This window comes from Microvirga alba, from assembly GCF_015694465.1.
Lineage (GTDB): Bacteria > Pseudomonadota > Alphaproteobacteria > Rhizobiales > Beijerinckiaceae > Microvirga > Microvirga alba.
Genome location: NZ_JADQDO010000008.1, coordinates 84646 through 108764, shown reverse-complemented (window position 1 = coordinate 108764; position 24119 = coordinate 84646). Strand labels below are relative to the sequence as shown.

The 24119-nt window shown below is 63.7% G+C and carries 26 protein-coding genes; 18 read left to right on the top strand and 8 right to left on the bottom strand.

Features of this window, described 5'->3' with window-relative positions; all coding sequences use genetic code 11:
• Positions 1 to 11 precede the first annotated feature (11 nt).
• The 6 genes from fba (at position 12) to I2H38_RS15615 (ending at position 6021) form a co-directional block, all read left to right on the top strand.
• Positions 12 to 1100, top strand: coding sequence for a class II fructose-bisphosphate aldolase (fba, locus tag I2H38_RS15640; protein ID WP_196272794.1), 1089 nt, complete (start codon positions 12 to 14; stop codon positions 1098 to 1100).
• A 262-nt stretch (positions 1101 to 1362) separates the two neighbouring features.
• Complete coding sequence (locus I2H38_RS15635; protein ID WP_196272793.1) at positions 1363 to 2013, top strand: thiamine phosphate synthase; 651 nt, start codon at positions 1363 to 1365, stop codon at positions 2011 to 2013.
• Positions 2013 to 2909 (top strand): tetratricopeptide repeat protein, encoded by an 897-nt coding sequence (locus I2H38_RS15630; protein ID WP_196272792.1) that lies wholly within the window; start codon positions 2013 to 2015, stop codon positions 2907 to 2909. The genes I2H38_RS15635 and I2H38_RS15630 overlap by 1 nt, the downstream gene beginning before the upstream one ends.
• Positions 2910 to 3131: 222 nt before the next feature.
• On the top strand, positions 3132 to 3926 hold the full coding sequence (locus tag I2H38_RS15625) for an inositol monophosphatase family protein (RefSeq protein WP_196272791.1): 795 nt from the start codon (positions 3132 to 3134) through the stop codon (positions 3924 to 3926).
• 104 nt (positions 3927 to 4030) lie between these two features.
• Entirely contained in the window at positions 4031 to 4993 is a 963-nt protein-coding gene (locus I2H38_RS15620) for a flagellar motor protein MotA (protein WP_196272790.1), read from the top strand.
• Entirely contained in the window at positions 4993 to 6021 is a 1029-nt protein-coding gene (locus I2H38_RS15615) for a peptidoglycan -binding protein (protein ID WP_196272789.1), read from the top strand. Before I2H38_RS15620 ends, I2H38_RS15615 begins: the two co-directional genes overlap by 1 nt.
• A gap of 10 nt (positions 6022 to 6031) precedes the next feature.
• On the opposite strand, the gene I2H38_RS15610 is transcribed toward I2H38_RS15615, so the two are convergent.
• Positions 6032 to 7831 (bottom strand): ABC transporter transmembrane domain-containing protein, encoded by a 1800-nt coding sequence (locus I2H38_RS15610; RefSeq protein ID WP_196272788.1) that lies wholly within the window; start codon positions 7829 to 7831, stop codon positions 6032 to 6034.
• Positions 7832 to 8097: 266 nt separating this feature from the next.
• Between I2H38_RS15610 and rpmE the strand changes: the two genes are divergently transcribed.
• A complete protein-coding gene (gene rpmE, locus I2H38_RS15605) occupies positions 8098 to 8331 on the top strand; it encodes a 50S ribosomal protein L31 (protein ID WP_196272787.1) in 234 nt (77 codons plus the stop codon).
• Between the two features lie 106 nt (positions 8332 to 8437).
• Here the strand turns inward: rpmE and rcdA are convergent, their stop codons facing one another.
• Together rcdA and I2H38_RS15595 are read right to left on the bottom strand one after the other, a co-directional pair.
• Positions 8438 to 8968 (bottom strand): protease adaptor protein RcdA, encoded by a 531-nt coding sequence (gene rcdA / locus I2H38_RS15600; protein WP_196272786.1) that lies wholly within the window; start codon positions 8966 to 8968, stop codon positions 8438 to 8440.
• Between the two features lie 310 nt (positions 8969 to 9278).
• Positions 9279 to 9485: a DUF1192 domain-containing protein gene (locus I2H38_RS15595; protein WP_196272785.1), complete on the bottom strand. Its 207-nt coding sequence runs from the start codon at positions 9483 to 9485 to the stop codon at positions 9279 to 9281.
• 227 nt (positions 9486 to 9712) lie between these two features.
• On the opposite strand from I2H38_RS15595, the gene I2H38_RS15590 reads away from it, so the two are divergent.
• From I2H38_RS15590 to I2H38_RS15570, 5 genes are all read left to right on the top strand, one after another.
• On the top strand, positions 9713 to 10690 hold the full coding sequence (locus I2H38_RS15590) for an NAD(P)H-quinone oxidoreductase (protein ID WP_229426745.1): 978 nt from the start codon (positions 9713 to 9715) through the stop codon (positions 10688 to 10690).
• 143 nt (positions 10691 to 10833) lie between these two features.
• Positions 10834 to 11955 carry an AAA family ATPase gene (locus I2H38_RS15585; RefSeq protein WP_196272783.1) on the top strand — a complete coding sequence of 374 codons (1122 nt, stop codon included), beginning with the start codon at positions 10834 to 10836 and terminating at the stop codon, positions 11953 to 11955.
• 11 nt (positions 11956 to 11966) lie between these two features.
• Positions 11967 to 13223 (top strand): tetratricopeptide repeat protein, encoded by a 1257-nt coding sequence (locus tag I2H38_RS15580; RefSeq protein WP_196272782.1) that lies wholly within the window; start codon positions 11967 to 11969, stop codon positions 13221 to 13223.
• Positions 13224 to 13315: 92 nt separating this feature from the next.
• Positions 13316 to 13816, top strand: coding sequence for a hypothetical protein (locus I2H38_RS15575; protein ID WP_196272781.1), 501 nt, complete (start codon positions 13316 to 13318; stop codon positions 13814 to 13816).
• Between the two features lie 210 nt (positions 13817 to 14026).
• Positions 14027 to 14749 (top strand): DUF1013 domain-containing protein, encoded by a 723-nt coding sequence (locus I2H38_RS15570; protein WP_196272780.1) that lies wholly within the window; start codon positions 14027 to 14029, stop codon positions 14747 to 14749.
• A gap of 378 nt (positions 14750 to 15127) precedes the next feature.
• On the opposite strand, the gene I2H38_RS15565 is transcribed toward I2H38_RS15570, so the two are convergent.
• Together I2H38_RS15565 and I2H38_RS15560 are read right to left on the bottom strand one after the other, a co-directional pair.
• The gene (locus tag I2H38_RS15565) at positions 15128 to 15913 is read right to left on the bottom strand and encodes a bestrophin-like domain (protein ID WP_196272779.1); all 786 of its coding nucleotides are present in this window, start codon (positions 15911 to 15913) and stop codon (positions 15128 to 15130) included.
• Between the two features lie 357 nt (positions 15914 to 16270).
• Complete coding sequence (locus I2H38_RS15560) at positions 16271 to 18184, bottom strand: propionyl-CoA synthetase (RefSeq protein WP_196272778.1); 1914 nt, start codon at positions 18182 to 18184, stop codon at positions 16271 to 16273.
• 100 nt (positions 18185 to 18284) lie between these two features.
• On the opposite strand from I2H38_RS15560, the gene I2H38_RS15555 reads away from it, so the two are divergent.
• Complete coding sequence (locus I2H38_RS15555; RefSeq protein WP_196272777.1) at positions 18285 to 19043, top strand: sulfite exporter TauE/SafE family protein; 759 nt, start codon at positions 18285 to 18287, stop codon at positions 19041 to 19043.
• Between the two features lie 92 nt (positions 19044 to 19135).
• Here the strand turns inward: I2H38_RS15555 and I2H38_RS15550 are convergent, their stop codons facing one another.
• Complete coding sequence (locus tag I2H38_RS15550; RefSeq protein WP_196272776.1) at positions 19136 to 19318, bottom strand: YdcH family protein; 183 nt, start codon at positions 19316 to 19318, stop codon at positions 19136 to 19138.
• Between the two features lie 188 nt (positions 19319 to 19506).
• On the opposite strand from I2H38_RS15550, the gene I2H38_RS15545 reads away from it, so the two are divergent.
• The 5 genes from I2H38_RS15545 to I2H38_RS15525 all read left to right on the top strand — a co-directional run bounded on the left by I2H38_RS15545 (position 19507) and on the right by I2H38_RS15525 (position 22860).
• Complete coding sequence (locus tag I2H38_RS15545) at positions 19507 to 19707, top strand: YdcH family protein (protein WP_196272775.1); 201 nt, start codon at positions 19507 to 19509, stop codon at positions 19705 to 19707.
• A 159-nt stretch (positions 19708 to 19866) separates the two neighbouring features.
• A complete protein-coding gene (purE, locus tag I2H38_RS15540; RefSeq protein ID WP_196272774.1) occupies positions 19867 to 20358 on the top strand; it encodes a 5-(carboxyamino)imidazole ribonucleotide mutase in 492 nt (163 codons plus the stop codon).
• A gap of 5 nt (positions 20359 to 20363) precedes the next feature.
• Entirely contained in the window at positions 20364 to 21443 is a 1080-nt protein-coding gene (locus I2H38_RS15535; protein ID WP_196272773.1) for a 5-(carboxyamino)imidazole ribonucleotide synthase, read from the top strand.
• A 168-nt stretch (positions 21444 to 21611) separates the two neighbouring features.
• Complete coding sequence (rpsU, locus tag I2H38_RS15530; protein WP_036355008.1) at positions 21612 to 21845, top strand: 30S ribosomal protein S21; 234 nt, start codon at positions 21612 to 21614, stop codon at positions 21843 to 21845.
• Positions 21846 to 22029: 184 nt separating this feature from the next.
• Positions 22030 to 22860 carry a tetratricopeptide repeat protein gene (locus I2H38_RS15525; RefSeq protein WP_196272772.1) on the top strand — a complete coding sequence of 277 codons (831 nt, stop codon included), beginning with the start codon at positions 22030 to 22032 and terminating at the stop codon, positions 22858 to 22860.
• A 67-nt stretch (positions 22861 to 22927) separates the two neighbouring features.
• Here the strand turns inward: I2H38_RS15525 and I2H38_RS15520 are convergent, their stop codons facing one another.
• A complete protein-coding gene (locus tag I2H38_RS15520; RefSeq protein ID WP_196272771.1) occupies positions 22928 to 23485 on the bottom strand; it encodes a hypothetical protein in 558 nt (185 codons plus the stop codon).
• A gap of 120 nt (positions 23486 to 23605) precedes the next feature.
• Positions 23606 to 24082 carry a GNAT family N-acetyltransferase gene (locus I2H38_RS15515; RefSeq protein WP_196272770.1) on the bottom strand — a complete coding sequence of 159 codons (477 nt, stop codon included), beginning with the start codon at positions 24080 to 24082 and terminating at the stop codon, positions 23606 to 23608.
• Positions 24083 to 24119: the final 37 nt, after the last annotated feature.

Sequence of the window (24119 nt, the reverse complement as noted above, 5' to 3'; positions counted from 1 at the left end):
GGGAGTAAATCATGGCACGCATCACCCTCAGACAGCTTCTCGATCACGCCGCCGAGCAAGGCTACGGCGTTCCGGCCTTCAACATCAACAACATGGAGCAGGCGCTCGCCATCATGGAGGCGGCCAACGCCGTCGATGCGCCGGTCATCATCCAGGCTAGCCGCGGCGCGCGCTCTTACGCCAACGACGTCATGCTCAAGCACATGATGGACGCCGTCACCGAGATCTATCCACATATCCCGGTCTGCGTGCATCTCGATCATGGCAACGAGCCCGCCACCTGCATGACGGCGATTCAGGCCGGCTTCACCTCCGTCATGATGGACGGTTCACTGAAAGCGGACGGCAAAACGCCGGGCGATTGGGACTATAATGTCGGCGTCACCAAGAAAGTCACCGAGATGGCCCACCTCGGCGGCATCTCGGTGGAAGGCGAACTCGGCGTGCTCGGCTCGCTCGAGAGCGGCATGGGCGAGGCCGAGGATGGTCACGGCGCTGAAGGCAAGCTCAGCCACGACCAGCTTTTGACCAATCCCGACGAGGCCGTGAAGTTCGTCGCCGAGACGAAGGTGGACGCGCTCGCTATTGCCATGGGCACTTCGCACGGCGCCTACAAGTTCACCCGCAAGCCCGACGGCGCGATCCTCGCGATGAACATCATCGAGGAAATCCACGCCAAGCTGCCGAACACCCACCTCGTAATGCACGGCTCGTCCTCGGTGCCGCAGGACCTGCAGGACATCATCAACCAGTATGGCGGCAAGATGCCCCAGACCTGGGGCGTGCCGGTGGAAGAGATCCAGCGCGGCATCAAGAACGGCGTGCGCAAGATCAACATCGACACCGACAACCGCATGGCGATGACCGGCCAGATCCGCAAGGTTCTGTCCGAGAATCCGGGCGAATTCGATCCGCGCAAGTACCTGAAGCCCGCCATGGAAGCCATGGCGAAGCTCTGCAAGCTGCGTCTCCAGGAATTCAACACCGCGGGCCAGGCCTCGAAGATCAAGCGGGTGCTCACCCCTGCCGAGATGGCCAAGCGCTATGCCTCCGGCGAGCTCGATCCCAAGTTCGGTTCGGCCCGCAAGGCAGCGGAATAACCGCCATCAGGCTTTCGCCTTAATCATCGATAAGAAACGGGGCCTCGCAAGATGGCCCCGTTTTCGTTATGCGAGACATTGAGAGACTGCTTGAGAATTGGGTTACAATGCATTCCCAAGGTCATTCCGGGGCGCCGAAGGCGAGTCCGGAATGACGGCGGAAGGCTGCAAGATCACGCGGCAACAACCAATCTGGAGCTTGATCATGTTTCAAAGAGACACGATTAAGCTCTAGTCCGAAACTTCTTACCCCCCGTGGACCATGTCCGAAGCTGCTGCCCGCCTCTATCTGATCACGCCCCTCCTGAACGACACCTCCTTCGCCCCTCGCCTTACCGAGGCCTGCGCGGGCGGTCATGTGGCGGCCGTGCTGCTGCGTCTGGCCCTGGCCGACGAGCGCACGCTCATCAATCAGGTCAAGACCCTCGCCCCTGTTGTACAGGACCATGGCACGGCCTTGATCGTAGCGGTTGAGGGCGAGGCCGATCTTGCCACCATCGCCGCGCGTGGCGGAGCCGACGGCCTCCACATCGTCGGCCAGCCCGAGCGCGCCCGCGACCTGCGCGAGCGGGTAAAGACCGAACGCGCCATCGGGGCGGGAGGCATTCGCTCAAAGGACGACGCCATGACCCTTGGCGAAGCGGGCGTCGATTACCTGTTGTTCGGCGAGCCGCGCGCCGACGGCTCCCTGCCGACGCTGGACATTGTGATCGAGCGGGCGGCCTGGTGGGCGGAAATCTTCGAGACACCTTGCGTCGTCTATGCGCCGAGCCTTGACGCGATCCCAGCGCTCGCTGCAACGAACGCAGAGTTCATTGCCCTCGGGGATGCGGTTTGGACCCATGCCGGCGGCCCCGCCAAGGGTGTCGAGGCAGCCCTCGCCATCCTCGACAAGCAAGAGGCGTTGCGTTGATGCGGCTTTCCTGGCTTCTCGGCGCTCTTTGTCTGGCAGCGACCGCCTCGGCCGCTTCGGCTGGGCCCGATCTGGCCTATGGCGCATATCAGCGCGGTCTCTATCAAACCGCCTTCCGGGAAGCTACCTCGCGACTGGAAAAGGACAAGGGCGACGCCCCCGCGATGACGCTTCTGGGCGAACTCTACAACCAGGGCCTCGGAGTCACGCTCGATCCGAAGAAGGCCGCCGACTGGTACCGTCTGGCGGCGGCGCGTGGCGATGCAAACGCGCTGGCCTCCCTCGGCCTCATGGCGCTCGACGGGCGCGGCATGGAGAGGAACACCGCCCAAGGGAAAACTTGGCTGGAACAGGCTGCCGCCAAGGGCAATCCTGTCGCCTGCTACAATCTGGCCCTGCTGCTCCTCTCCAGCACCACGGAAGCCGACCTGAAACGGGCCATCGAACTCTTGCGCGTCGCCGCCGATGCGGAGATCCCGGACGCACAGCATGCGCTTGGCGTCCTCTACCTCAAGGGCCGGGGCGTCGAGCGGGACGCCGCCGAGGCGGCCCATTTGTTCGAGCGCGCGGCGAAGAACGGCAGCTCGGTTGGCGAGGTCGAATACGCGATCCTTCTGTTCAACGGCGAAGGCGTGACGGCAAGCGAATCCCAGGCCGCCCGCTTCTTCCGCCGGGCCGCCGCCCAGGGCAACGCCATCGCGCAGAACCGGCTGGCGCGTCTGCTGGCCGCCGGGCGCGGCGTACCGCAGAACAAGATCGATGCGGCCGCCTGGCATATCCTCGCTGCCGCGCAGGGCTTGAGCGATGCGTGGCTCGACAACGCGTTGAAAGACCTGACCCCGGATGATCGCAAGCGTGCGGAGCGCCTCGCGGCAGAGCGTCTCGGGGCTCGTTAGGGCGTGTAGCGGTCCGATTCCAACCCGACCTTTTGTCATTTCCGGCTGGAGGCGGCGAAAGCCGCCGGCGGGGAAGGGAAACCATGGCGCAGCGCCCGGTCGTGGATCCCCTTCCCCTCGCTACGACCGGCCGGGATGACATCGACCGCTTGACGTTCATCCCCCGCCGTGGTCCATCCGACCACAATCCCTTCAGATGCATGTTTCCAGGACCTCCCGACGATGATCCGCTCGCCCCTCATGACCGTCATGACCGATGCCGTGATGAAGGCCTCGCGCTCCCTCAAGCGCGATTTCGGTGAGGTCGAGAACCTCCAGGTCTCCCGTAAGGGGCCCGGCGATTTCGTCTCCGCCGCCGACCGCAAGGCCGAGAAGATCCTGCGCGAGGCGTTGGAAAAGGCCCGTCCCGGATACGGCTTCGTGATGGAGGAAAGCGGCATCGTCGTGGGAACCGATCAGAGCCATCGCTGGCATATCGATCCTCTCGACGGCACCACCAACTTTCTGCACGGCCTGCCGCAATTCGCCATTTCGGTCGGCCTGGAACGCGACGGACAGGTCGTTGCCGGCGTGATCTACGATCCGGCGAAGGACGAATTGTTCATCGCGGAAAAGGGCAAGGGCGCCTACCTCAACAACCGCCGCATCCGCGTCGCGGCCCGCAACGAGCTCGTCGACGCGGTCGTGGCCTGCGGCCTGCCGCATATCGGCAAGGGCGATCACGGCCTTTTCCTGCGCGAAGCGGCCTCGGTGATGGGCAATGTCGGCGGCATGCGCCGCCTGGGTGCCGCGGCGCTCGATCTGGCCTACGTCGCCTGCGGGCGCATGGACGCCTATTGGGAGCGCGGCCTCCATTCCTGGGACGTCGCGGCGGGCATCCTGATGATCCGCGAGGCCGGCGGCTACATTTCCGATGCCGATGGCGGCAGCGACCCTCTCAACAAGGGAAGCGTGGCCTGCGGTAATGAAATCATGCACCGCGAGCTACTCAAGCTCTTGAAGAAGGCCAAAGGCTGATATTTCTGTTCGTGCAGGCTGCGAGATCGGCGGCCGCGCTTGATCCGGCGATCCGGCGCGGTCACATTAGAACGGTCTCGCAGCGAGAACGAGCAGGGTAAAGTATGGACGATCAACCGCTTACCCCGCCGCGGATCTATCTGATCCGCATGGCGGTCTTCCTGGTTCTGGCGGGGTTTGTCGCCTTTATCCTGTATAAGCAGATCTGGTCGGCCTTTCTTGCCAATCCGGGTCTCAACGCCCTGATCCTCGGGGTGATGTTCATCGGCATCATGCTGGCGATTCGGCAGGTCGTGCGCCTGTTTCCGGAAGTGCGCTGGGTCAACACCATCCGGCAGACCGAAGAGGGCCTCATCACACCGGCCTCGCCGACCCTGCTGGCGCCCATGGCCGCCTTCATCAACAACCGCACCAACCGCTCGCTGCTCTCCGTCGCCGCGACCCGCTCGCTGCTCGATTCCATCGGCGCGCGCCTCGACGAGAGCCGGGAGATCGTGCGCTATCTGGCCGGACTGCTTGTGTTTCTCGGCCTGCTCGGCACCTTCTGGGGTCTGATCGAAACCGTCGGGTCGGTCGGAGGCATCATCTCGTCGCTGAAGACGGGCCAGGACACCGCCGTTCTCTTCGACGAGCTGAAAAACTCGCTCGCCAAACCGCTGCAGGGCATGGGCCTTTCCTTCTCCGCCTCCCTGTTCGGCCTCGCGGGATCCCTCGTTCTCGGCTTCCTCGATCTTCAGGCCGGCCAGGCGCAAAACCGCTTCTACACTGAGCTTGAGGATTGGCTCGCCACCTCCACCATGGATACCGGCTCCGACATGTCCGGTTATTCCGGGTCGCCCAACGACTTGGCGCTCGCCCTCGGCCGACTGACCTCGGCCGTCAATGAAGGCGCGGGCGGGCGGGCCTCGACCCAGGCCATGGCCAATCTCGCCGAGGGCGTTCAAGGACTCGTTCAACACATGCGCGCCGAGCAGCAGATGATCCGCGACTGGGTCGAGGCGCAGGCCGCGCGCGAGAAGGACCTCAAGCAGGTGCTCGACCGCCTGACTCGTGAAAGGCTGCCCTGATGCCGATGTCAGGCGCGGGCGGGCGGCGGCGCGGACGGCAGGGCCAGCTCAATTACTGGCCGGGTTTCGTCGATGCGTTGTCGACGCTTTTGCTCGCCATCGTCTTTCTGATCTCGGTCTTCATGGTCGGGCAGTTCTTCCTGTCCCGCGAGCTGTCGAGCCGCGACACGGTCCTTGACCGGCTCAACCGCCAGATTGCCGAATTGACGGATCTCCTGTCCCTCGAAAAATCGAACCGCCGCACCGTCGAGGAGAACCTCCAGGCGTTGCAGACGACCCTGCAATCCACCGAGGCCGAGCGCTCCCGCCTGCAGGGCCTTCTGGAAAGCGGTGGCGCGGTGGAAGCCCGCGCGGCGGAACTGAAGACAGCCCTCGAATCCGAGAAGCAGACGACCGGCCGAGCCCTGAGCCAGGTCGAAATCCTGAACCAGCAGATCGCCGCCATGCGCCGCCAGCTCGCGGCCCTCGAGGAGGCGCTCGCTGCCTCCGAAGCGCGCGACAAGGATAGCCAGGCCCGCATCGCCGACCTGGGCAGCCGCCTCAACATCGCCCTCGCGCAGCGCGTGCAGGAACTGGCTCGCTACCGCTCCGACTTCTTCGGCCGCCTGCGGCAGATTCTCGGCAATCGCCAGGATGTCCGCATCGTCGGGGACCGCTTCGTGTTCCAGTCGGAAGTGCTCTTCCCTGCAGGACAGGCCGTGCTGCGTCCGGAGGCGTCGGGCGAAATCGACCGGATCGCGAGCGCCCTCGTCGAATTGGAGAAGCAGATCCCGCCGGACATTCCGTGGGTCATCCGGGTCGACGGTCACACCGATTCGCGCCCCATCGCCACGCCGCAATTCCCGTCGAACTGGGCCCTGTCCTCGGCCCGCGCCATCGCCATGGTGCAGGCGCTGGCCGCCCGCGGCGTGCAGCCCCGCCATCTGGCGGCGGCAGGCTTCGGGGAGTTCCAGCCGCTCGATCTCGGTACGACGGAAGAGGCCTATGCGCGCAACCGGCGCATCGAGCTGAAACTGACGGAGCGGTGAGAGGACGCGGTCATTCGGCCGCTTGCGCCCGCCCATCCTCGTCGGTGAACTGAAGTCGTGCCAGACGGGCATAGAGGCCGCCTTGGGCGAGAAGCGTGTCGTGGGTCCCTTGCTCGACGATCTCGCCGCGATCCATCACCAGAATCCGGTCGGCCGAGCGGATCGTCGCGAGGCGATGCGCGATGACAAGGGTGGTGCGCCCGTCCATCAGGCGGTCGAGCGCGCCCTGCACTTTCCGCTCGCTTTCCGCATCAAGGGCCGAGGTGGCCTCGTCGAGAAGCAGGATCGGCGCATCCTTCAGGATCGCCCGTGCGATGGCGAGGCGCTGGCGCTGACCGCCGGAGAGCGTCACGCCGCGCTCGCCGATCATCGTGCCGTAGCCCTGCGGCATGGCCTGAATGAAGCCATCGGCGGATGCGAGAACAGCCGCGTGGCGGACCTCCTCCTCCGTGGCCTCCGGTCGCCCATAGCGAATATTGTCGAGCACGCTCGTGGCGAAGATCGTCGGCTCCTGCGGCACCAGCGCCATGCGGGCCCGCAGGCCAAAGGGGTCGGCCTCGGAGACAGGAACCCCATCAACCAGGATGTGGCCGCTCTGCGGGTCGTAGAACCTGAGCAGCAGTTGCAGCACCGTGCTCTTGCCCGCGCCGGACGGACCGACGAGCGCCACCCGCTCGCCCGAGGCGATGGCGAAGCTCAGGCCGTGAAGCGAGGGCTGCTCGGTCCGCGTGGGGTAGGCGAAGCGCACGTCCTCGAACGCCACGGTCCCGAGCGGCGGCTTGGGCAGGGGCTTCGGATCGCGCGGCGCCTCGATGGCCGGCTTGGTGGCCAAAATCTCGCCCAGGCGCTCCGCCGCGCCGGCGGCTTGCGCCAATTCGCCATAGACCTCCGAGAGCTGTCCCAGCGCGCTTGCGGCAAAGACGGCGTAGAGTACGAATTGCGACAGCCGGCCGCCCGTCATCGCGCCCGACAACACGTCCTGCGCGCCATACCACAACACCCCGACGACGCTGGCTGAGACCAGGAAAATGCCGACTCCCGTCAGGAGCGCCCGCATGGTCGTGGAGAGACGCGCGGCATCGAACGCCTCCTCGGCGGCCTCAGTGAAGCGCGCGGCGGTCAGTCTTTCCATGCCGAAGGCCTGCATGGTCCTGACCGCGCCGACCGCCTCGGCAGCATAAGCCGAGGCATCGGCCAGCCGGTCCTGCGCCGCCCGCGAGCGCCTTCGCACGGCGCGTCCCGACACCACGAGGGGCACGACGATGACCGGAATGGCGAGAAGCACGAGCGCCGAAAGCTTCGGGCTCGTGACGATCATCAGAACGACCGCCCCGAGAAACAGGAAGACATTGCGCAGCGCGATCGAGACGCTGACCCCGAAGGCCGCCTTGACCTGGGTCGTGTCGGCCGTCAGCCGCGAGACGATCTCGCCGCTCCTGGTCTGGTCGAAAAAGGCCGGATCGAGAGAGGTCAGGTGCCGGAATACGGCCGAGCGCAAATCCGCGACCACCCGCTCGCCGAGCGTGATCACGAGGTAGTAGCGAAGCGCGCTGGCCAGCGCCAAAACGCCCACCACGATGAGGAGCATGGCGAAATAGGCATTGAGCGAGGCCCTGCCCTGCTCGGTGAAGCCGAAATCGATCACCCGGCGCACGGCGATCGGCACCACGAGCGTGGCCCCCGAGGCGACGATGAGGGCGGCCAGCGCTGCGGCGATGCGGCCCTTATAGACCAAACCGTAGGGAATGAGCGGCTTCAGGGCGCTCAACGCGGCTTTAGGGCGGTTCTGTCCGTCGAGGAGATCAGCCATGGCAACTTTCGTCAGGGCATTTTCCGGAAATGCGGTTACCGGTTTTGCGGCGGAAAATGCGGCAGAGCAATGAACTTCAGAAACGTTTCCGATCAAACGAGATCGGAAAACGCTCTAACGGAATTCAGGCGCGGAGGGACATAGCACCTTTGCACCGGCTTGTTTCAAGGTTCCAAGTGAGGTATAGGCGCGCAATCATCAAGATTTGGCTCGATCACAGGCTGCGGGCTTGCCGGATTTGGCTAGCCGCGAAAAGGACTATGGCGATGGCGCGCAAAGAGACCGCTCACCCGGACTACCACTTCATCAAGGTCGTCATGACCAACGGCACCGAGTTCGAGACCCGGTCGACCTATGGCAAAGAGGGCGACAAGCTCAACCTCGACATCGACCCGAACACCCACCCGGCCTGGACCGGCGGCCAGCAGCAGCTGCTCGACCGCGGCGGCCGTTTGTCGCGCTTCAATTCGAAGTTCGGCAACATGGCGTTCAAGAAGTAATCCGGCGCAGCTGCGTCGGGTCTTCCGGGATCCGAAATTCAAAAAGCCCCGCTTCGGCGGGGCTTTTTTGTTGATGCGGGAAAGCGGGAGAACTCAACCTCTCGCCTCAGTCTTTGACGCCGAAGGCCTTTTCCAACATGCCAAGCTGGGTCGCGACCGGGTTGGGGGCGGCCACCTGCGGCGCTGTCTCGGCCTCCGTGATCAGCCGCTCGAGATGCATGATCCGGGCATGAAGCCGGGCGGCGAACCCGACCAGTTCCCTGAGGCGGGTGGGCAGCGCCTCGAATTCCGCGACGGTGGTCGTCGTCTCCTGGGATGTCAGGCGAACCCGGTTCTTCTCGACCTGGGCCTGATCCGCCGTCAATTCCCCATCCGCCACGGCCCGCTGCAGAAGAAGCCATGAGGCAATCTGCATCAGGCGGGTCGTCAGTCGCATGCTCTCGCTGGCAAAGGCGACGCTGGTCTGGCGCAGCATGCTTCGGGAATCCTCGCGGCCCGGCCCGTCGAGATACGCCGCGGTTTCCTCGACCAGCTCCATGCCCTCCTGGAACAGGGCCTTGAAAGCCTCGGAATTCACGAAACTTTGCCCGAACCGGACTGGACCGGCGTCAAGTTTGATCACGTCGGGTTCGCTCACCGACCGTCTCCCAATAGGCTTTGACCTCCCGGTTACCCGGCAAGGACGTCACGATGTCAGGAGAGCATTATAGAGCGCGTCCGCGGCGGATGCTTCGCTAACTCTTTTTTAAGGTTAAGCGGCAGCTGGGAGCCGTCAAAAATTGAGCCGCCGAGGGCGGCTCGAAGTCTAACAGGGAGGCGTCAAACAGAGTGGATAGGAGCCACTCGACATCCAGAGAGAACTGGATGCCCCAGTTATCCTGCAAAAACCTTAATAAGTGGTTAAGACACGAAACATCATTGCGAATATCTGGCTGAGGCTATCTGGCTCAGGCTTGGCTCGTCTTGAAGAATGCGCTCGCGGCGGCGCGAGAGCTTTCCTTGCCCGCTCTTGTCTCTTTCAGGCGTGCGATTTCCTGCTCCAGCAAGGCGATCCGCTCGTCAATCTCATCGATGGACAACAGCGAGAGCTCCTGGCCGATCTCGTGCCCTTTCGAGACCGGGCGCGGCTCATCGGCAAAGGGGTCGAGGGCCATGGCATACTCCTCCTTCAAACGGTTTCGAGTGAGGTTAGAGCGGGATGTATTCTTTGCCAACATAGCCCTATATCGGCAAAGCGGAGCCTTTTCCGCGGAAGCCGGGATCGGTTCTGCGTCAGAAAACGCGGCAAAATAAGCGTTTCTTGAGCGCTTTTCTGATGCGATTGAACTGAAAATGCGCTCAAGGCCAAGGGAGAAGAGTGATGGGGTCGATTCCGAACACGATGCGCGCGGTCGTCGCTGACGGCGCCGGCGGCCCGGACGTGCTGACAATCGTCGAACGCCCCGTCCCGCAGCCGAAGCCCGGCGAAATCCTGGTCCGGGTCAAAGCAGCCGGCGTGAATCGCCCTGATGTGCTGCAACGCCAGGGCGGGTATCCGCCGCCGCCCGGCGCGCCTGACATTCTCGGCCTCGAAATCGCGGGTGAAGTCGTCGCCGCAGGCCCCAATGCATCCCGCTTCCAGCCCGGCGCGTCGGTCATGGCCCTTGTGGCGGGCGGTGGCTACGCCGAATACGCGGTGGTTCATGAGACGAACGCCCTTCCGGTCCCGCCGAGCCTCTCCATGGAAGAAGCAGGCGCGATTCCTGAGACCTATTTCACGGTCTGGACCAACGTGTTCGAGCGTGGCCGTCTGCTGCCGGGGGAGACTTTTCTGGTCCACGGGGGCACCTCCGGCATCGGCACGACGGCAATTCAATTAGCCAAGGCCTTCGGATCGACGGTCATCGCCACCGCCGGCAACCGCGAGAAATGCGACGCCTGCGCCAAGCTCGGCGCGGACCATGCCATCAACTATCGCGACACCGATTTCGTCGCGGCCGTGAAGGAGGCGACGGGCGGCCACGGGGCCGATGTCATCCTCGACATGGTCGGCGGCGATTACATCCCGCGCAATTACGAGGCCGCCGCGCAGGATGGCCGGATCGTCCAGATCGCCTTTCTGAAAGGCAGCAAGGTCGAGCTCGATTTCCGCCGGCTCATGCTCAAGCGCCTGACCCATACCGGCTCGACGCTGCGCGCCCGCTCGGTCACGGAGAAGGCGGCCATCGCCCGCGCGCTGGAGGAAAAAGTCTGGCCGCTTCTGGCGCAAGGGCGCTGCAAGCCGGTGATCGACTCGACTTTCGCCCTCGAGGACGTCGCCAAAGCCCATGCCCGCATGGATGGCGGCGAGCACATCGGCAAGATCGTGCTTCGCGTTTGACGTTTCTTGAAATGATATATTGAAGTATATCTCGGATCCCAGTCCCGCGCCGGGGCTTCTGTCGCGAAGGCATTCTGAAGGTGTGGTCTCCGTGGTTCCTGCGGTTAGGGACGATTCTTTTCGTCGTCACATTGCATCAAGCGGTGCCGACCTTGGCCGTCTCCCTCGTCGTGGGAGCCGGCGCGCTTGCGGCCGGACGCCTTCTCTATCGCGGAAACTATCTTCCGAGGTTCCTCATGGACGTCCTCAGTCGTTTGACTGACAAGGCAGCGCTCGAGCGGGCTTTCGAAGCCCGTGCGAAGAAGCTGACAACAATCGACGCCGAAGATCTGGCGCGCCGCGTGAAGGCGCGCGTGGTCGGGCAGGATGAGACCGTCGACCAGATCGCCACCCAGTTGCGTCGCCGCTTTGCGGCCCAGGGGCGAAACCGTCCCATCGCGGTCTTCGCCTTCGCCGGAGCCCCGGGCACCGGCAAGACGCATTTGGCCAAAGTGCTCGCCGAGGAGCTGTTCGAAGACAATAACCACCTGCATTTCTTCGACATGAGCCAGTATGGCCAGGCTTTCTCGGCCTCCGGACTCTTTGGCTCGCCCAAAGGTTATGTCGGGTCCCAAAGCTATGGCGCGCTGACCGCCGCCCTCCGCGACAGCCCGAGCGCCATCGTACTGCTCGACGAGTTCGAAAAGGCGCATCCGGAAGTCCACAAGCGCTTTCTGGCGGCATGGAACGACGGCTTCGTCACGGAAGCGAGTGACAGTTCGCGGGTTTCAACGGCGCAAGCGATCTTTGTGCTCACGACGAACGCGGCAGGACGCCGGATCAGCGAGATCGTCCAGAACCACAAGGGCGACCGGGCGGAACTCACGCAGCAGGTCAAGTCCGCGATGCAGGACGCGCAATTTGCCCCCGAAGTCCTGTCTCGCATCGACGATGTCTTCGTGTTCACCCCGCTTCGCGGGCTCGATCTGGCACGCGTCGTCGCGCTGGAAATCGAACGTCTTGCCGGGCAATACGGCCTGAAGATCGTCGAGGGCGGCATCGACGTGATGGTCCTCATGGACGCGGTTGAATCCCTCGGAGATCGGATCGATGGCGGCGTGCGCGACATCGCGCGGGCCATTGAACAGCAGCTGACCGACGGGTTGCTGGACGCTCGCAGCGCAGGCGCTCAATCGGTTCGCCTCGCGAAGGAGAACGGCAAGATCAAGATCAGCCACGATCTTACCGCGCGGACGGATCCGGTCGAACCGCTCGCAGCCAACTGATGGCCCCTCCCATGAGCCACGAAGGTTTCCACGCCCTTCTTTTCAGGCTGTACCGGAGCGACAGCTCGTTCCGGGGCTTCCTGGATTTCGCGGTCTTCGGCGGGCTCACGCTGCTGTTTCTGAATCCGCCTTCACCGACGAAGTGGCCGAGCTTTCTCCAGTCGCAGACGTCGTCGACGAATACGGCGTCTGTCGCGAGTGCTCGATCGAGTGTTACGCCGACAGCCCCCACGCCTCAGCGCAAACGCCATCCCGTTGACGACCCCGATGCGAGCCTGAAGGCGTTTCCCCATCTCTCGCCGGAAAGCAACCGATCCGGCATCGCGGCGGCGGTCGACGCCATCGTCGCCCGGCAATTCGATTCCGCATTGTCACAATTGGCCAACCTCGACCAGCAAGATCCGAACGTGCCGTTCCTTCGCGGTGTCGCCCTGGTTCGCAAGAGTGATATGGCCGGTGCGGCAGCCGAGTACGAAAAGGCCGCGACCCTGGCGCATCCGCAGGCAATGGCCTTTCTCGCCAGCCTCTATAATGCCGGGCAAGGTGTTGCTTTGGACCGGGCTCGCGCGTTCGCACTGTATCAGCAATCCTACGAGGCGGGGAGCGACCGGGCCGGGTACGAACTGGCGAGCCTCTACTCCCGCGGCGATCTCGGCTTTCGCAATGACGACAAGGCGCGGGAGATTTTCGAGAAACTCGCCGCGACCGACCACCCACGATCGCTGACCTATATCGGCATCTTCTACAGGCAGGCTCGTGGCGGCCTTCAACGAGACGATGCCAAGGGCGCCCAATATTATCGCCGCGCGGCTGAGCTTGGCGAGACCACCGCCATGAAAAACCTTTACTACGTCCTGCGTGAAGGAAGCGGCGAGCCGAAGAACGTTCAGGACGCGCTGTCCTGGCTGCAGCGATCAGCCGATGGAGGCGACATCGAATCCCTCCGTATCCTGGGTAAGTCATTCGCTTTTGGCGACGATGGCATGGCGCCGGATCCTGTTCGCGCCGTGCCCCTGCTCAAGCAGGCGGCTCTGAAAAACGATGGCCCTGCCCAGGAATTACTGGGGCAACTCTATGAACAAGGGAAGGGCCTGCCCCGGGATCTCGCCCAGGCTTATATCTATTACGGCTTGGCGAGCCATTACGGCGTCGCGTCCGCGCGCCAGAAGTTGAGCGCGGTCGAAGCCGCAATGAGTGTTGATGAGAAGGATCGCGCCAAGCGACTTCTTGCGGCCGCCCTCCCCAACACATCGTCTGCCCGCCGATGACCGAAATGCCCCAACCCTTGCCGGCCCCCTTGGAGGCTCCGGAGACGTCCTCTCGCGGGACAAGAGCCGGATGGGGGCTCCCACTCCTCGTGATGTCCGGCTTGATCGCTGGCGCGACCGGCATCTTCTGGAACTCCCCTGCTCCGATGCCGGCCGAAGTCTCGGTTCAGGATGCAGCCCGCCTCGAAGCACAGATGTCGGGTCTGACGATACGTCTGTTGCCGGTCGATCTTTCGACTTCCGCGGCCCAGTCGGCCGCCGTGCGCCTGATCCCGGCCCCTGAGATCCAGGCCCGGAAATGGGTGATCGATGCTCTGGCGGGCCGGCAGAACCTCGGCCGTATCGTCGTCTGGGACAATGTTCGGCAGGATGGCGACGTCGTCTCGATCGCCAGCGCCGGCCTTTCGACGACCATTACCCTGACCAACGCTCCGCAATCGATCATCATGCCCTATCCGAAGGGCGGGATGCTGGCGGTGACCGGCGTCCATGACGGCGGCGGCGGAATCACGGTCGCTCTGGAGCTTGCGACCGGGCCCCTGCCCCTGCCTCCCATGAAGGAAGGTGAAACCCGACTCCTGCCTCTGTTTTGAGGATTTTATCCTGACCCGCCCCGTCTCACCGGGCGTCGAAAAGAGCGTGCCTCGCCTTTAAAATTTGCAACATGAGGTCGCGCTCCTTATAATCATCTCGTTTCCCTCACATCGTGAGACGAGATGCTCCGGTCCCGACCGGGTCGGAGCGCGAGAGAGTTTTGCCGTGCGGCGCCGAAACACCCGGCGCCCGGCTTGAAGGAGGTTCGCATGTCCCAAGGACCGCTGATGCCCAAGGCGACGGCCGTTTGGCTCGTCGAGAATACGTCGCTGTCGTTCGAGCAAATCGCCGATTTCTGCAAGCTTCACCCGCTCGAGGTGAAGGGCATCGCCGACGGCGAGGTGGCTGCCGGCATCAAGGGCCTCGACCCGATCACCACCGGCCAGTTGACCCGCGACGAGATCGAAAAGGCGCAAGCCAACCCGGATTATCGTCTCAAGGTCGCCGAGTCGCGCGTGAAGCTGCCGGAGCAGAAGCGCACCAAGAAGGGCCCGCGCTACACGCCGGTCTCGCGCCGTCACGACCGCCCGAACGCGATCCTCTGGCTCGTGCGCAACCATCCCGAGCTGAAGGACGCGCAGATCATGCGTCTCGTCGGCACGACCAAGACGACGATCCAGCAGGTCCGCGACCGCACCCATTGGAACTCGGCGAGCCTCTCGCCCATGGACCCGGTCACGCTCGGCCTCTGCTCGCAGATCGACCTCGATTTCGAAGTGCAGCGCGCCGCCAAGGACCGCCCGCATGTGGAGCCGCAGGATACCGGGGGCACCCTGTTGCCGGCCGAAGTCTCGACCGCTCAGCCCGTGCGCGACGAGCCTTTCGCGGATATGAGCCGCCCGAAGCCGGTGAAGGAAGAAGAGATCGACGTCCATTCCGTCTTCGCCAAGCTGAAGCAGCTCAAGCGGTCGGACGACGAGGACGACGAGTAAGGTTTTTAAACGAAAAGGCCCGGAACGATCCGGGCCTTTTTTGTTGACCCGGGCTTCGCCCTCCTCGCATGCCAGGAATGGCAGTGGCGCCACCCTCCGTCATTCCGGGGCCGCGTGGCGGAACCCGGAACCCATAAACGTTGACGGTTCGGGATAAGAAGCAGCGGCGATCAGCGCATCTTGTTCGCAAAGCTCGCCGTTTATGGGTTCCGGGTTCTCGCTATCGCTCGCCCCGGAATGACGTTGGTGGTGTCATCCCCGGCCGGAGCGAAGCGTAGGGCAAGGGAATCCACGACGAGCCGCGATGGTTCCATGGATCCCCTTCCCGCCCCTGCGGCGCGCCGCAGGGACCGCACGACCCCGACGCCGCATCTGCCGTTACGGCACGGTCTTGTTTCCGACGTCCTGCAGCACGATTGCGAGCGCGTCCGGCTGCACCTTCACGGGTCCTGTAAAGGGACGGTCGATCACGACGATGACGAGCAGCGCCGAAAAGATCAGGAAGGCCAGGCTCCCCGTCATCATGGCATGGGCGCGCGTGCTCTCGGTGCCGAAGAAGAGCGTGAAGCCGATCGTCAGAACGGCGCCGCCGAGGAGCACGAACCAGAGCACCCCAGGGACCGCGCCGGAGGCCAGGACGAGCCTCGTGCGGCGGCTCTCGGTCAACCGGTCGAGCTGGCGGAGAGCCTCGGTCAGAAGGGCCGTCCCGCGACCGTCGGTGGGGGTGAACGTCAGAAGCGCCGCGTAGGTGACGTTCAGCGCGCGCGTCACCGTTTCACTCGATCGGCCGCGCTCCATCGCGGGCCAGTCCTCCGCGATGGCCGTTTTACCATAGCGGGTCAAGCTTTCGTCGAGGGCAGCGCCGGGATCCCCCCCGATCCCGTTTGCCAACCGGTAAAGCGTCGCGACAGCGCCGGCCTCCTGGACCGCCACGGTGTCCGCCGTGCTGAACTTTTCCCAGACGATAATCACGGCGAAGGCCAGCAGCACCGCGTAGAGCACGCCGATGGTCGCGAACGTGAAGCCGGCCACTTCGTTGTTGATCCTGACGCGCTCGGAGGCGACGCGCCGGCGAACGAGGACGGTGGCAGCCATTGCCAGAAGCGTTGCCGCAATGAGTACGGTGCCCGACACCCATAGAGGCTGAATGGTCAGGAATGCCATGTGACGCTCCACTCCAATCCAGCCCCAAGGAGCAACCGCCCCAGGTCGCAATGACCTCGCCGCGGGGCCAATTGACGGCTCTGCTGCACCAACGCCGAGACCGACCTCTGTTTCCACCCAAGTCGGGCCGCACCGCGCTTTCCCCTCCCCATCCCGGCGGCCGCCGGGGATGACAGTGGGCCCCCCCACCGTCATTCCGGGGCCGCTAAAGCGGAACCCGGAACCCATAACCACTGACGGTTGAGGATAAAAAGCAACGGCTATCGGTGCGCCATGGCCGCAACACTCAGCGGCTCTGGGCTCCGGGCCCGGCCCGCTGGGTCGTCCCGGAATGCAGGTGTGATCCCTTGCGGAATTCTACCCCGCCAGCCCCCTGCCCTTCAGCACTTCCCCGATCTCCTCCAGAATCACCGGATCGTCGATGGTGGCGGGCATGGACCAAACATCGCCGTCGGCGATCTTCTTCATGGTGCCGCGCAGGATTTTTCCCGACCGGGTCTTGGGCAGACGCCCCACGGTAATGGCGAGCTTGAAAGCCGCGACGGGCCCAATCTTCTCACGCACCAGGGCCACGAGTTCGCTCTCGACCTCTTCGGATGACTGCGTGACGCCCGACTTCAGCACCACGAAGCCGCACGGCACCTCGCCCTTGAGCGCGTCCTTGACGCCGATGACGGCGCATTCCGCGACCGCCGGGTGGGACGCCAGAACCTCCTCCATGCCACCGGTGGAGAGGCGGTGACCGGCGACATTGATGATGTCGTCGGTGCGGCCCATGACCCAGATATAGCCGTCCTCGTCGAGATAGCCCGCATCCGACGTGTTGTAGTAGCCGGGATAGGGATCGAGATAGGCTTCCTTGAAGCGCTCGTCCGCATGCCACAGAGTCGGCAGACAGCCGGGCGGCAGCGGCAGGCGGATGACGATGGAGCCCATCGTGTTGGGCGCGACCGGCTTGCCGCCCTCGTCCAGCACCTCCAGCACATAGCCCGGCATGGCGACGGTGGGCGATCCGTATTTCACCGGCAGCGCGCCGAGCCCCAGCGCATTGCCGGCCACCGGCCAACCGGTCTCGGTCTGCCACCAATGATCGATGACGGGGACTTTCAGGATTCGCTCAGCCCATTGCACCGTATCCGGGTCGGCCCGCTCGCCGGCGAGAAACAACGCCCGGAAACAGGACAGGTCGTACCCCTTCAAGAGATTGGCGTTGGGGTCTTCCTTCTTGATGGCGCGAAACGCCGTCGGCGCGGTGAAGAGGGTGACCACCCCATGCTCGGCGATGACCCGCCAATAGGCGCCGGCATCCGGCGTGCCGACGGGCTTGCCCTCGTAGAGAATGGCCGTGCAGCCATGCAGCAGGGGTCCATAGACGATGTAGGAATGGCCGACAACCCAGCCCACATCGGAGGCGGCCCAGAAGACTTCGCCGGGATCAACGCCGAAGAAGTTCCCCATGGTCCATTTGAGCGCGACCATGTGGCCGCCGTTGTCGCGCACCACGCCCTTCGGCCTGCCGGTGGTGCCGGAGGTGTAGAGCACATAGAGCGGATCGGTCGCGGCCACCGGCACGCAACCAGCCTTCCGGGCCGCCGCCCTGGCCTTGGCGACCTCCTCCTTCCAGTCGCGATCGCGGCCTTCAACGAGGGAGCTTTCGAGTTGCGGTCGTTGGAAGATCAGGCAGGAATCGGGCTTCGCCCGGGACAACGAAATCGCCTCGTCGAGCAGGGGCTTGTAGGCAACGACGCGGCTGCCCTCGATGCCGCAGGAGGCGGAGAGGATGGCCTTGGGCCGCGCATCGTCGATGCGCGTCGCCAGTTCCTTCGGCGCGAAACCGCCAAAGACCACCGAGTGGATCGCGCCGATGCGGGCGCAGGCGAGCATGCCGAAGGTCGCCTCGGGAATCATCGGCATGTAGAGAACGACGCGGTCGCCCCTTTGAACGCCCATATCCTGAAGCACGGCGGCAAGGGTTGCGACCTCGTCCTGCAACTCGGCGTAGGAGATCGTCCGCTTGGTGCCGGTCACCGGGCTGTCGTAGATGATCGCCGCCTGCGCGCCTCGGGTCGGCACATGCCGGTCGACGGCGTTGTAGCAGGTGTTGCAGAGCGCGCCGATGAACCATTGGCCATGTGGCCCCGCCTTCGGATCGAACACCTTGTCGGCAGGCTTGACCCAGTCGATCTCACGTGCAGCGTCCGCCCAGAAACCCTCCGGATCGGATTTCCAGCGCGCATAGACCTCATGATAGCGGCTGTGGGTTGATGTCATGGCGTTACCCCGTTGTCCTCACCGCATGAGACTTGGATGCCCTGTTGTGGTAGCAGGCGGAAAAGCCGTGGTCAGCGGCGACTTTCGGCGAGTTCCCGCGATGATCACCGATCCCCTCTTCTATGCCGCCGCCATCCCGGCGGTCGTCCTCCTGGGATTGGCCAAGGGCGGCTTTTCGGGGCTCGGCCTTCTGTCCCTGCCCTTGATGGCGCTCGTCCTGTCGCCGGTTCAGGCCGCCGCGATCACGCTGCCGATCCTGATCGTGCAGGACGCCGTGACGGTGTGGGCGTATCGTCGTACGTGGGACCGCCGCAACGTTCTGATCCTCCTGCCGAGCGCGGTTCTCGGCATCGTTACCGGCTATCTTGTCGCCGCCCAGGTCTCGGATGCCACAGTGACCCTCGCAGTGGGTTTGATCGCCGTCGCCTTCGCTGTGCGCCGGATGGTGCTGGAGCGCCGCGCCACGCCGCCGCAAGCCGCACGGGCCGATCTGCCGCGTGGCCTTTTCTGGGGCTGGGTGGCGGGCTTTACGAGCATGATCGCGCATGCGGGCGGACCGCCCTTTCAGATCTATGTCATGCCCCAGAAACTGCCGCGCGACGTGTTCGTCGGCACCGGCGCGGTCTTCTTCGCAGTGAACAACTGGATCAAGGTGCCCCCTTACATCGCGCTCGGCCAGTTCTCGGCGGGCAACCTCGCCACCGCGGCAGCGCTGTTTCCCATCGCCATCGCGTCCACCTGGGCGGGCGTGCATCTCGTGCGGCGCGTGTCGGGCGAGAAGTTCTACACCCTGGTCTATATTCTGCTGGTCGTCGTCGGCGCCAAGCTCGTCATCGATGGCGCGATGACGCTCCTGTAGAGCGACGAGCCACCCTTTCAGCAAAAAGCCGCCGCTTCGGAAGGAAACGACGGCTTTGCTGGGGAGTTGGCATGGAGACCTGACATCCGGCTTCAGTGCACCGTCGCGTGCGTACTCTTCAGCCTGGTGATTTCATCTTTGAGCTGCAGCTTGCGCCGCTTCAGCTCCGCCAGCCTGGTGTCATCCGATGACGGATGGTTGAGAGCATCCTGGATTTCGCGTTCGAGCGCGCGATGCTTCCGTTCAAGCTCCGTCAGATGATTCTGCAGCGGCATGTCGGTCCCTCCTGTTCGATCTTCCGACTGCGCGAATGTGACATAGAGAGTGTGGCGAGTCGAAGGCAAAGCGTTGTGCAACGCGAGATCACATCCCCAACGGCATCTTGCTCTCATCCGACGCCAAGAGCATACTTTCAGCGTCTCACCGGCCGTTGCACGCGGCCAGGGCATTTTAGGTTGTGTCGATGGTCAACACCGCGGAATTGGAACAGGATCTCGCTCGCCTGAAGCAGGAGCACCGCGACCTCGACATGGCGATCGAAGCGTTGGAGCGCATGATCGCAGGCGACCAGCTGCAAGTGCAGCGGCTGAAAAAACGCAAGCTCACGCTTAAAGATCAGATCATCCGGCTGGAAGACCAGCTGACGCCCGACATCATCGCCTAGAGCTTGATCATGCTCTAGAAAGTCCGCCGGGCGAACGTCTACGGCCTTGCTTGGGCTTGCGGGCTTCGTTATGCCGCCCCTAGAGCATGATCAGCAATCCGGTTTTGCGTCCGGTCACGCTCTGAAATTCTAGACCTAGGCCAGAGCTGGAGCCACACCATGGCGGAAGCCCCCGTTGCCATCATCATGGGCAGTCAGTCCGATTGGGCGACCATGCGCCATGCCGCCGAGGCCCTCGACATTCTCGGCATCGCCTATGACGCTCGCATCGTCTCGGCCCATCGCACGCCAGACCGGCTCGTGAGCTTCGCCAAGGGCGCGAAGGCGGCAGGGTTCCAGGTGATCATCGCGGGCGCGGGCGGAGCGGCTCACCTCCCCGGCATGACGGCGGCGATGACCCCCCTGCCGGTTTTCGGCGTGCCGGTGGAATCGAAATCACTCTCGGGCGAGGACAGTCTCCTCTCCATCGTGCAGATGCCCGCCGGCATTCCCGTCGGCACGCTCGCCATCGGGCGGGCCGGCGCGGTGAACGCGGCGCTCCTTGCCGCCGCCGTTCTGGCGCTCCACGATTCCGCTCTCGCGCAGCGCCTCGACGCGTGGCGGGACCGTCAAACTGCGAGCGTTGCAGAACGTCCCTCAGACGAAGGCTAAATCCGATGATCCGTCCCGGCAGCACTCTCGGCATTCTCGGCGGCGGTCAGCTTGGCCGGATGATCGCCATGGCGGCGGCGGAGCTGGGACTGCGCACCCATATCTACGCGCCGGAGGAAAACAGCCCCGCCTTCGACGTCGCCGCCGAATACACCATCGCGTCCTACGAGGACGAGGCGGCTCTCGTCGGCTTCGCCAAGGCGGTCGACGTGGTCACGTACGAATTCGAGAACGTGCCGAGCGAAACCGCCGCCACATTGAGCGCCCACGCGCTGCTCGCCCCCAACGCGCAGGCGCTCGCGGTGTCCCAGGACCGCTTTCTCGAAAAGAGCTTCATTGCGGGCCTCGACATCCCGGTCGCCCCCTTCGCCGTTTTTGCCAACGAGGACGAGTTGCTCGAGGCCGTGGCGAGAATCGGCCGCCCCGCCGTGCTCAAGACCCGGCGCTTCGGCTATGACGGCAAGGGCCAGACCATGATCCGGCCCGAGACCGACCCCGTCACCGCCTGGGACGCCCTCGGCCGCGCGCCGTCGATTCTCGAAGGCTTCGTGCCCTTCGAGCGCGAAGTCTCGGTCATCGCCGCCCGCACCGCCTCGGGTGGCTTTGCGGCCTACGATCTGTGCGCCAACGAGCACCGCAACCACATTCTCGACACCACCCGCGTTCCGGCGGGCGTCTCGGCGGGAACGGAGGCGCAGGCCGTCGCCATTGCCCGCGCCATCGCCGACGCCCTGGATTATGTGGGTGTCCTGGCGGTCGAAATGTTCCTGGTGAACGACGCGCAAGGCGAGCGCCTCGTTGTCAACGAAATCGCGCCCCGGGTGCACAATTCGGGCCATTGGACGCTCGGCGGCGCCGTGACGTCCCAGTTCGAGCAGCATGTCAGGGCGGTCTGCGGCTGGCCCTTGGGGGCGACCTCCCGCCTGGGGCGGGTCGAGATGCAGAACCTGATCGGCCACGATGTGGAGGCCTGGGAGCGCATTCTCGCGGAGCCGGGCGCGCATCTGCACCTCTATGGCAAGGCCGAGGCACGGGCCGGCCGCAAGATGGGCCATGTCACCCGAATCTTTGATGAATCCCGCTGAACCTTTGCGGGATAGGGGCGTTAACCTCGGCTGAATGGCGCTTTTGTTGGATGGAAGCCTAGACTCCCCGGGCTTCTTCTGATAGCTACGCCCGCCAGATAGAGGTGCGCATGACGCGCCTCCTTTGTTTTTGATACAATCGAAACGGCGCAACACTGAGGAATTCGCGTGCAGGTTCTTGTCCGGGATAACAACGTCGACCAGGCGCTTCGCGCGCTTAAGAAGAAGATGCAGCGTGAAGGCATCTTCCGCGAAATGAAGCTTCGCGGTCACTACGAGAAGCCTTCTGAGAAGAAGGCTCGTGAGAAGGCTGAGGCCGTTCGCCGCGCCCGCAAGCTCATCCGCAAGCGTATGCAGCGCGAAGGCCTCCTGCCTTCGAAGCCCCGCCCGACGACCCGCTAAGCTTTTAAAAACAAGCTTTTAGCTTGGCCCTTCGATTGTGAATTAGCGTCCGTCTGAACAAGCCGGGCGCTAATTGCATTTCAGGGGTGTTTTGTTTCATGGTTGCTTTCTTGGCCGTCCTGTTTCACGGCTGTTAAGGTTTTCTCGTTTAGAGAAGCCTTTCCCCTGAAGTTGGAGACGTAAGGTGTTCGCCGCATCGATTCGCCGTTTTGCGCCCTTGAGCCTCATTCTTGTCACCCTCGGCCTCGCAGGCTGTGAAACCACGGGCGGGTCCCTCCAGCGAATCGCGGTGGTGGAAGAAGACACGCAAGGCACGGCTGGCGTGAACATCTCCTCCCTGTCGGACGTCATTTCGCGCAATCCAGGCGACCCGAGCGCCTACAACACCCGCGGCGCGGCCTATGCCCGGGTTGGCCGCTACAGCGACGCCATCGCCGATTTCAACAAGGCCGTGCAGCTCGATCCGAACTACGCCCCGGCCTACACCAACCGGGCGCTCGCCTTCCGGCAGACCAGCCGGAACGATCAGGCGCTCTCGGACTTCAGCCGCTCGATCCAGGCCGATCCCAATTACGGCCCCGCCTATATCGGTCGCGGCAACCTTCTGCGCGCGCAGGGACAGTACCAGGAAGCGCTCAACGACCTCTCAATCGCAACCCGCCTGCTGCCCGAATCGGCCGAGGCGCTCCACGCCCGCGGCCTGCTCTATCAGCGCCAGGGCATGCACCAGCAGGCGATTCTCGATTTCGACGCTACCATCGACCGCAATCCCTTCGTCGCGGCGCCTTACGCCGCCCGCGGCCAGAGCCTGATCGCTACGAACCAGTTCGACAAGGCGATCGAGGATTTCAACGCGGCCCTCAACGTCAACGCCCGGGACGCCGATTCCTGGGCCTGGCGCGGAGTCGCCTATGAGCGTCTCGGCCAGAAGCAGGCGGCTATCGAGAGCTTCCAGCGCGCGCTTGCCATCGACAACGGCAACACCGTGGCCCGCCAGGGCAATTCGCGCCTCTAAGGCGAGGTGACGGGGCCCAGTAAAGCGAACTCAATGCAGCGGCATTTTCTTTCCTATGTTGGGCTCACTAACTACCTCGATAAGATGTAGACGCTTTCTCTTTCTTGAGCCTTACTACAAAAGCGCAGAGCTGGTTGGATAGCTCGACAATACGGGCACGCTCTTCGCGTAATAGATCCAACGTCCAAATTCTTTCGCCATTGCGCGTCTGTTTGCGAAGTTCCATTCGTCCCGGCCCTCCCGTTCCAATGATTCCAACCGGGCTAGGAACTTCGTTGCGCCGAGTTATTTTAATGACAGGAATTTGAACTGGATTGGCGTGAGCAATTTGATTCCGCGCGTCCGATGCAAGTTTTATACGAACGCGAAGGCTCGCCCACTCATGCTTTTGCTCCTTAGTCGCATCGAGGAGTGCTGCCGAGATTATAGCAAACTTATCTTCTAACCCTCGTACAGCAGAGAAGACGGCCAAAGCCTTTTTCTGCTCGGCTCCTAACGCAACAGCGAAGAGATCAGGAAGCGTATCCTCAAGCGACTGATAATGTGTCACACAATAGCCGATGAGTGCATAAAAGCGGGCTGCGTGCTCCTTTAATGCGAGAAACTCAGGGTCTGTTTCGCTCAATTTAATACTCACCCCAGCTCACGAACGAACCCTCTCTTCACGCTCGCTCAAGTCCCGCATTAGTTATAATAATTTTTCTAGAGTATCGGCCCTTCTCAGAGCCTAACACACGTTTTGGTTTCATAACTCCTTGACCATCAGGGTAACGTACGGCTCGAAGCCGAACGCTTGATACGTGCGCTCCGCGCGTTCATTGGCGGTGAGGACCCCGATATGGAGGCGCTTCAGGCCCGCCTCGCGGGTCAGGCGCTCGGCCTCCTGAAGCAGCATCTGGCCGATGCCCCGGCTACGCCATTGCTCATGTACGACCAGGTCCGTCACCGTGCCGTGGCAGCGCACGTCGTCGGTGACATAGGCTGCGTCCTGGTCACGCGAGAAACCCATGGCGCCGACGACGATGCCGTCTTCTTCCGCCAAAACGATTCGCCCCTGCCGGTTGGCGAGGCGCTGCATCAGCTCATCGTAATAGCCCTCGGCACCACCATAATCCCGCCGCCGGTCGCCGGTGAGGTCGGCCTCGAAGATGTTGAGTTGATGGATCAGTTCGACGACCGCGACCCGATCGGAAGGCCGGGCGGTCCGCAATGTGATGGCCATCGTCTCGTCTCCTCATAAAAAAGGCCGGCTTTGACAC

Excerpts from the sequence above, each read along its gene's own strand:
- fba (WP_196272794.1), top strand. The coding sequence starts at position 12 with ATGGCACGCATCACCCTCAGACAGCTTCTCGATCACGCCGCCGAGCAA.
- I2H38_RS15635 (WP_196272793.1), top strand. The coding sequence starts at position 1,363 with ATGTCCGAAGCTGCTGCCCGCCTCTATCTGATCACGCCCCTCCTGAAC.
- I2H38_RS15630 (WP_196272792.1), top strand. The coding sequence starts at position 2,013 with ATGCGGCTTTCCTGGCTTCTCGGCGCTCTTTGTCTGGCAGCGACCGCC.
- I2H38_RS15625 (WP_196272791.1), top strand. The coding sequence starts at position 3,132 with ATGATCCGCTCGCCCCTCATGACCGTCATGACCGATGCCGTGATGAAG.
- I2H38_RS15620 (WP_196272790.1), top strand. The coding sequence starts at position 4,031 with ATGGACGATCAACCGCTTACCCCGCCGCGGATCTATCTGATCCGCATG.
- I2H38_RS15615 (WP_196272789.1), top strand. The coding sequence starts at position 4,993 with ATGCCGATGTCAGGCGCGGGCGGGCGGCGGCGCGGACGGCAGGGCCAG.
- I2H38_RS15610 (WP_196272788.1), bottom strand. The coding sequence starts at position 7,831 with ATGGCTGATCTCCTCGACGGACAGAACCGCCCTAAAGCCGCGTTGAGC.
- rpmE (WP_196272787.1), top strand. The coding sequence starts at position 8,098 with ATGGCGCGCAAAGAGACCGCTCACCCGGACTACCACTTCATCAAGGTC.
- I2H38_RS15595 (WP_196272785.1), bottom strand. The coding sequence starts at position 9,485 with ATGGCCCTCGACCCCTTTGCCGATGAGCCGCGCCCGGTCTCGAAAGGG.
- I2H38_RS15590 (WP_229426745.1), top strand. The coding sequence starts at position 9,713 with ATGCGCGCGGTCGTCGCTGACGGCGCCGGCGGCCCGGACGTGCTGACA.
- I2H38_RS15580 (WP_196272782.1), top strand. The coding sequence starts at position 11,967 with ATGAGCCACGAAGGTTTCCACGCCCTTCTTTTCAGGCTGTACCGGAGC.
- I2H38_RS15575 (WP_196272781.1), top strand. The coding sequence starts at position 13,316 with ATGTCCGGCTTGATCGCTGGCGCGACCGGCATCTTCTGGAACTCCCCT.
- I2H38_RS15570 (WP_196272780.1), top strand. The coding sequence starts at position 14,027 with ATGTCCCAAGGACCGCTGATGCCCAAGGCGACGGCCGTTTGGCTCGTC.
- I2H38_RS15565 (WP_196272779.1), bottom strand. The coding sequence starts at position 15,913 with ATGGCATTCCTGACCATTCAGCCTCTATGGGTGTCGGGCACCGTACTC.
- I2H38_RS15560 (WP_196272778.1), bottom strand. The coding sequence starts at position 18,184 with ATGACATCAACCCACAGCCGCTATCATGAGGTCTATGCGCGCTGGAAA.
- I2H38_RS15555 (WP_196272777.1), top strand. The coding sequence starts at position 18,285 with ATGATCACCGATCCCCTCTTCTATGCCGCCGCCATCCCGGCGGTCGTC.
- I2H38_RS15550 (WP_196272776.1), bottom strand. The coding sequence starts at position 19,318 with ATGCCGCTGCAGAATCATCTGACGGAGCTTGAACGGAAGCATCGCGCG.
- I2H38_RS15545 (WP_196272775.1), top strand. The coding sequence starts at position 19,507 with ATGGTCAACACCGCGGAATTGGAACAGGATCTCGCTCGCCTGAAGCAG.
- purE (WP_196272774.1), top strand. The coding sequence starts at position 19,867 with ATGGCGGAAGCCCCCGTTGCCATCATCATGGGCAGTCAGTCCGATTGG.
- I2H38_RS15535 (WP_196272773.1), top strand. The coding sequence starts at position 20,364 with ATGATCCGTCCCGGCAGCACTCTCGGCATTCTCGGCGGCGGTCAGCTT.
- I2H38_RS15515 (WP_196272770.1), bottom strand. The coding sequence starts at position 24,082 with ATGGCCATCACATTGCGGACCGCCCGGCCTTCCGATCGGGTCGCGGTC.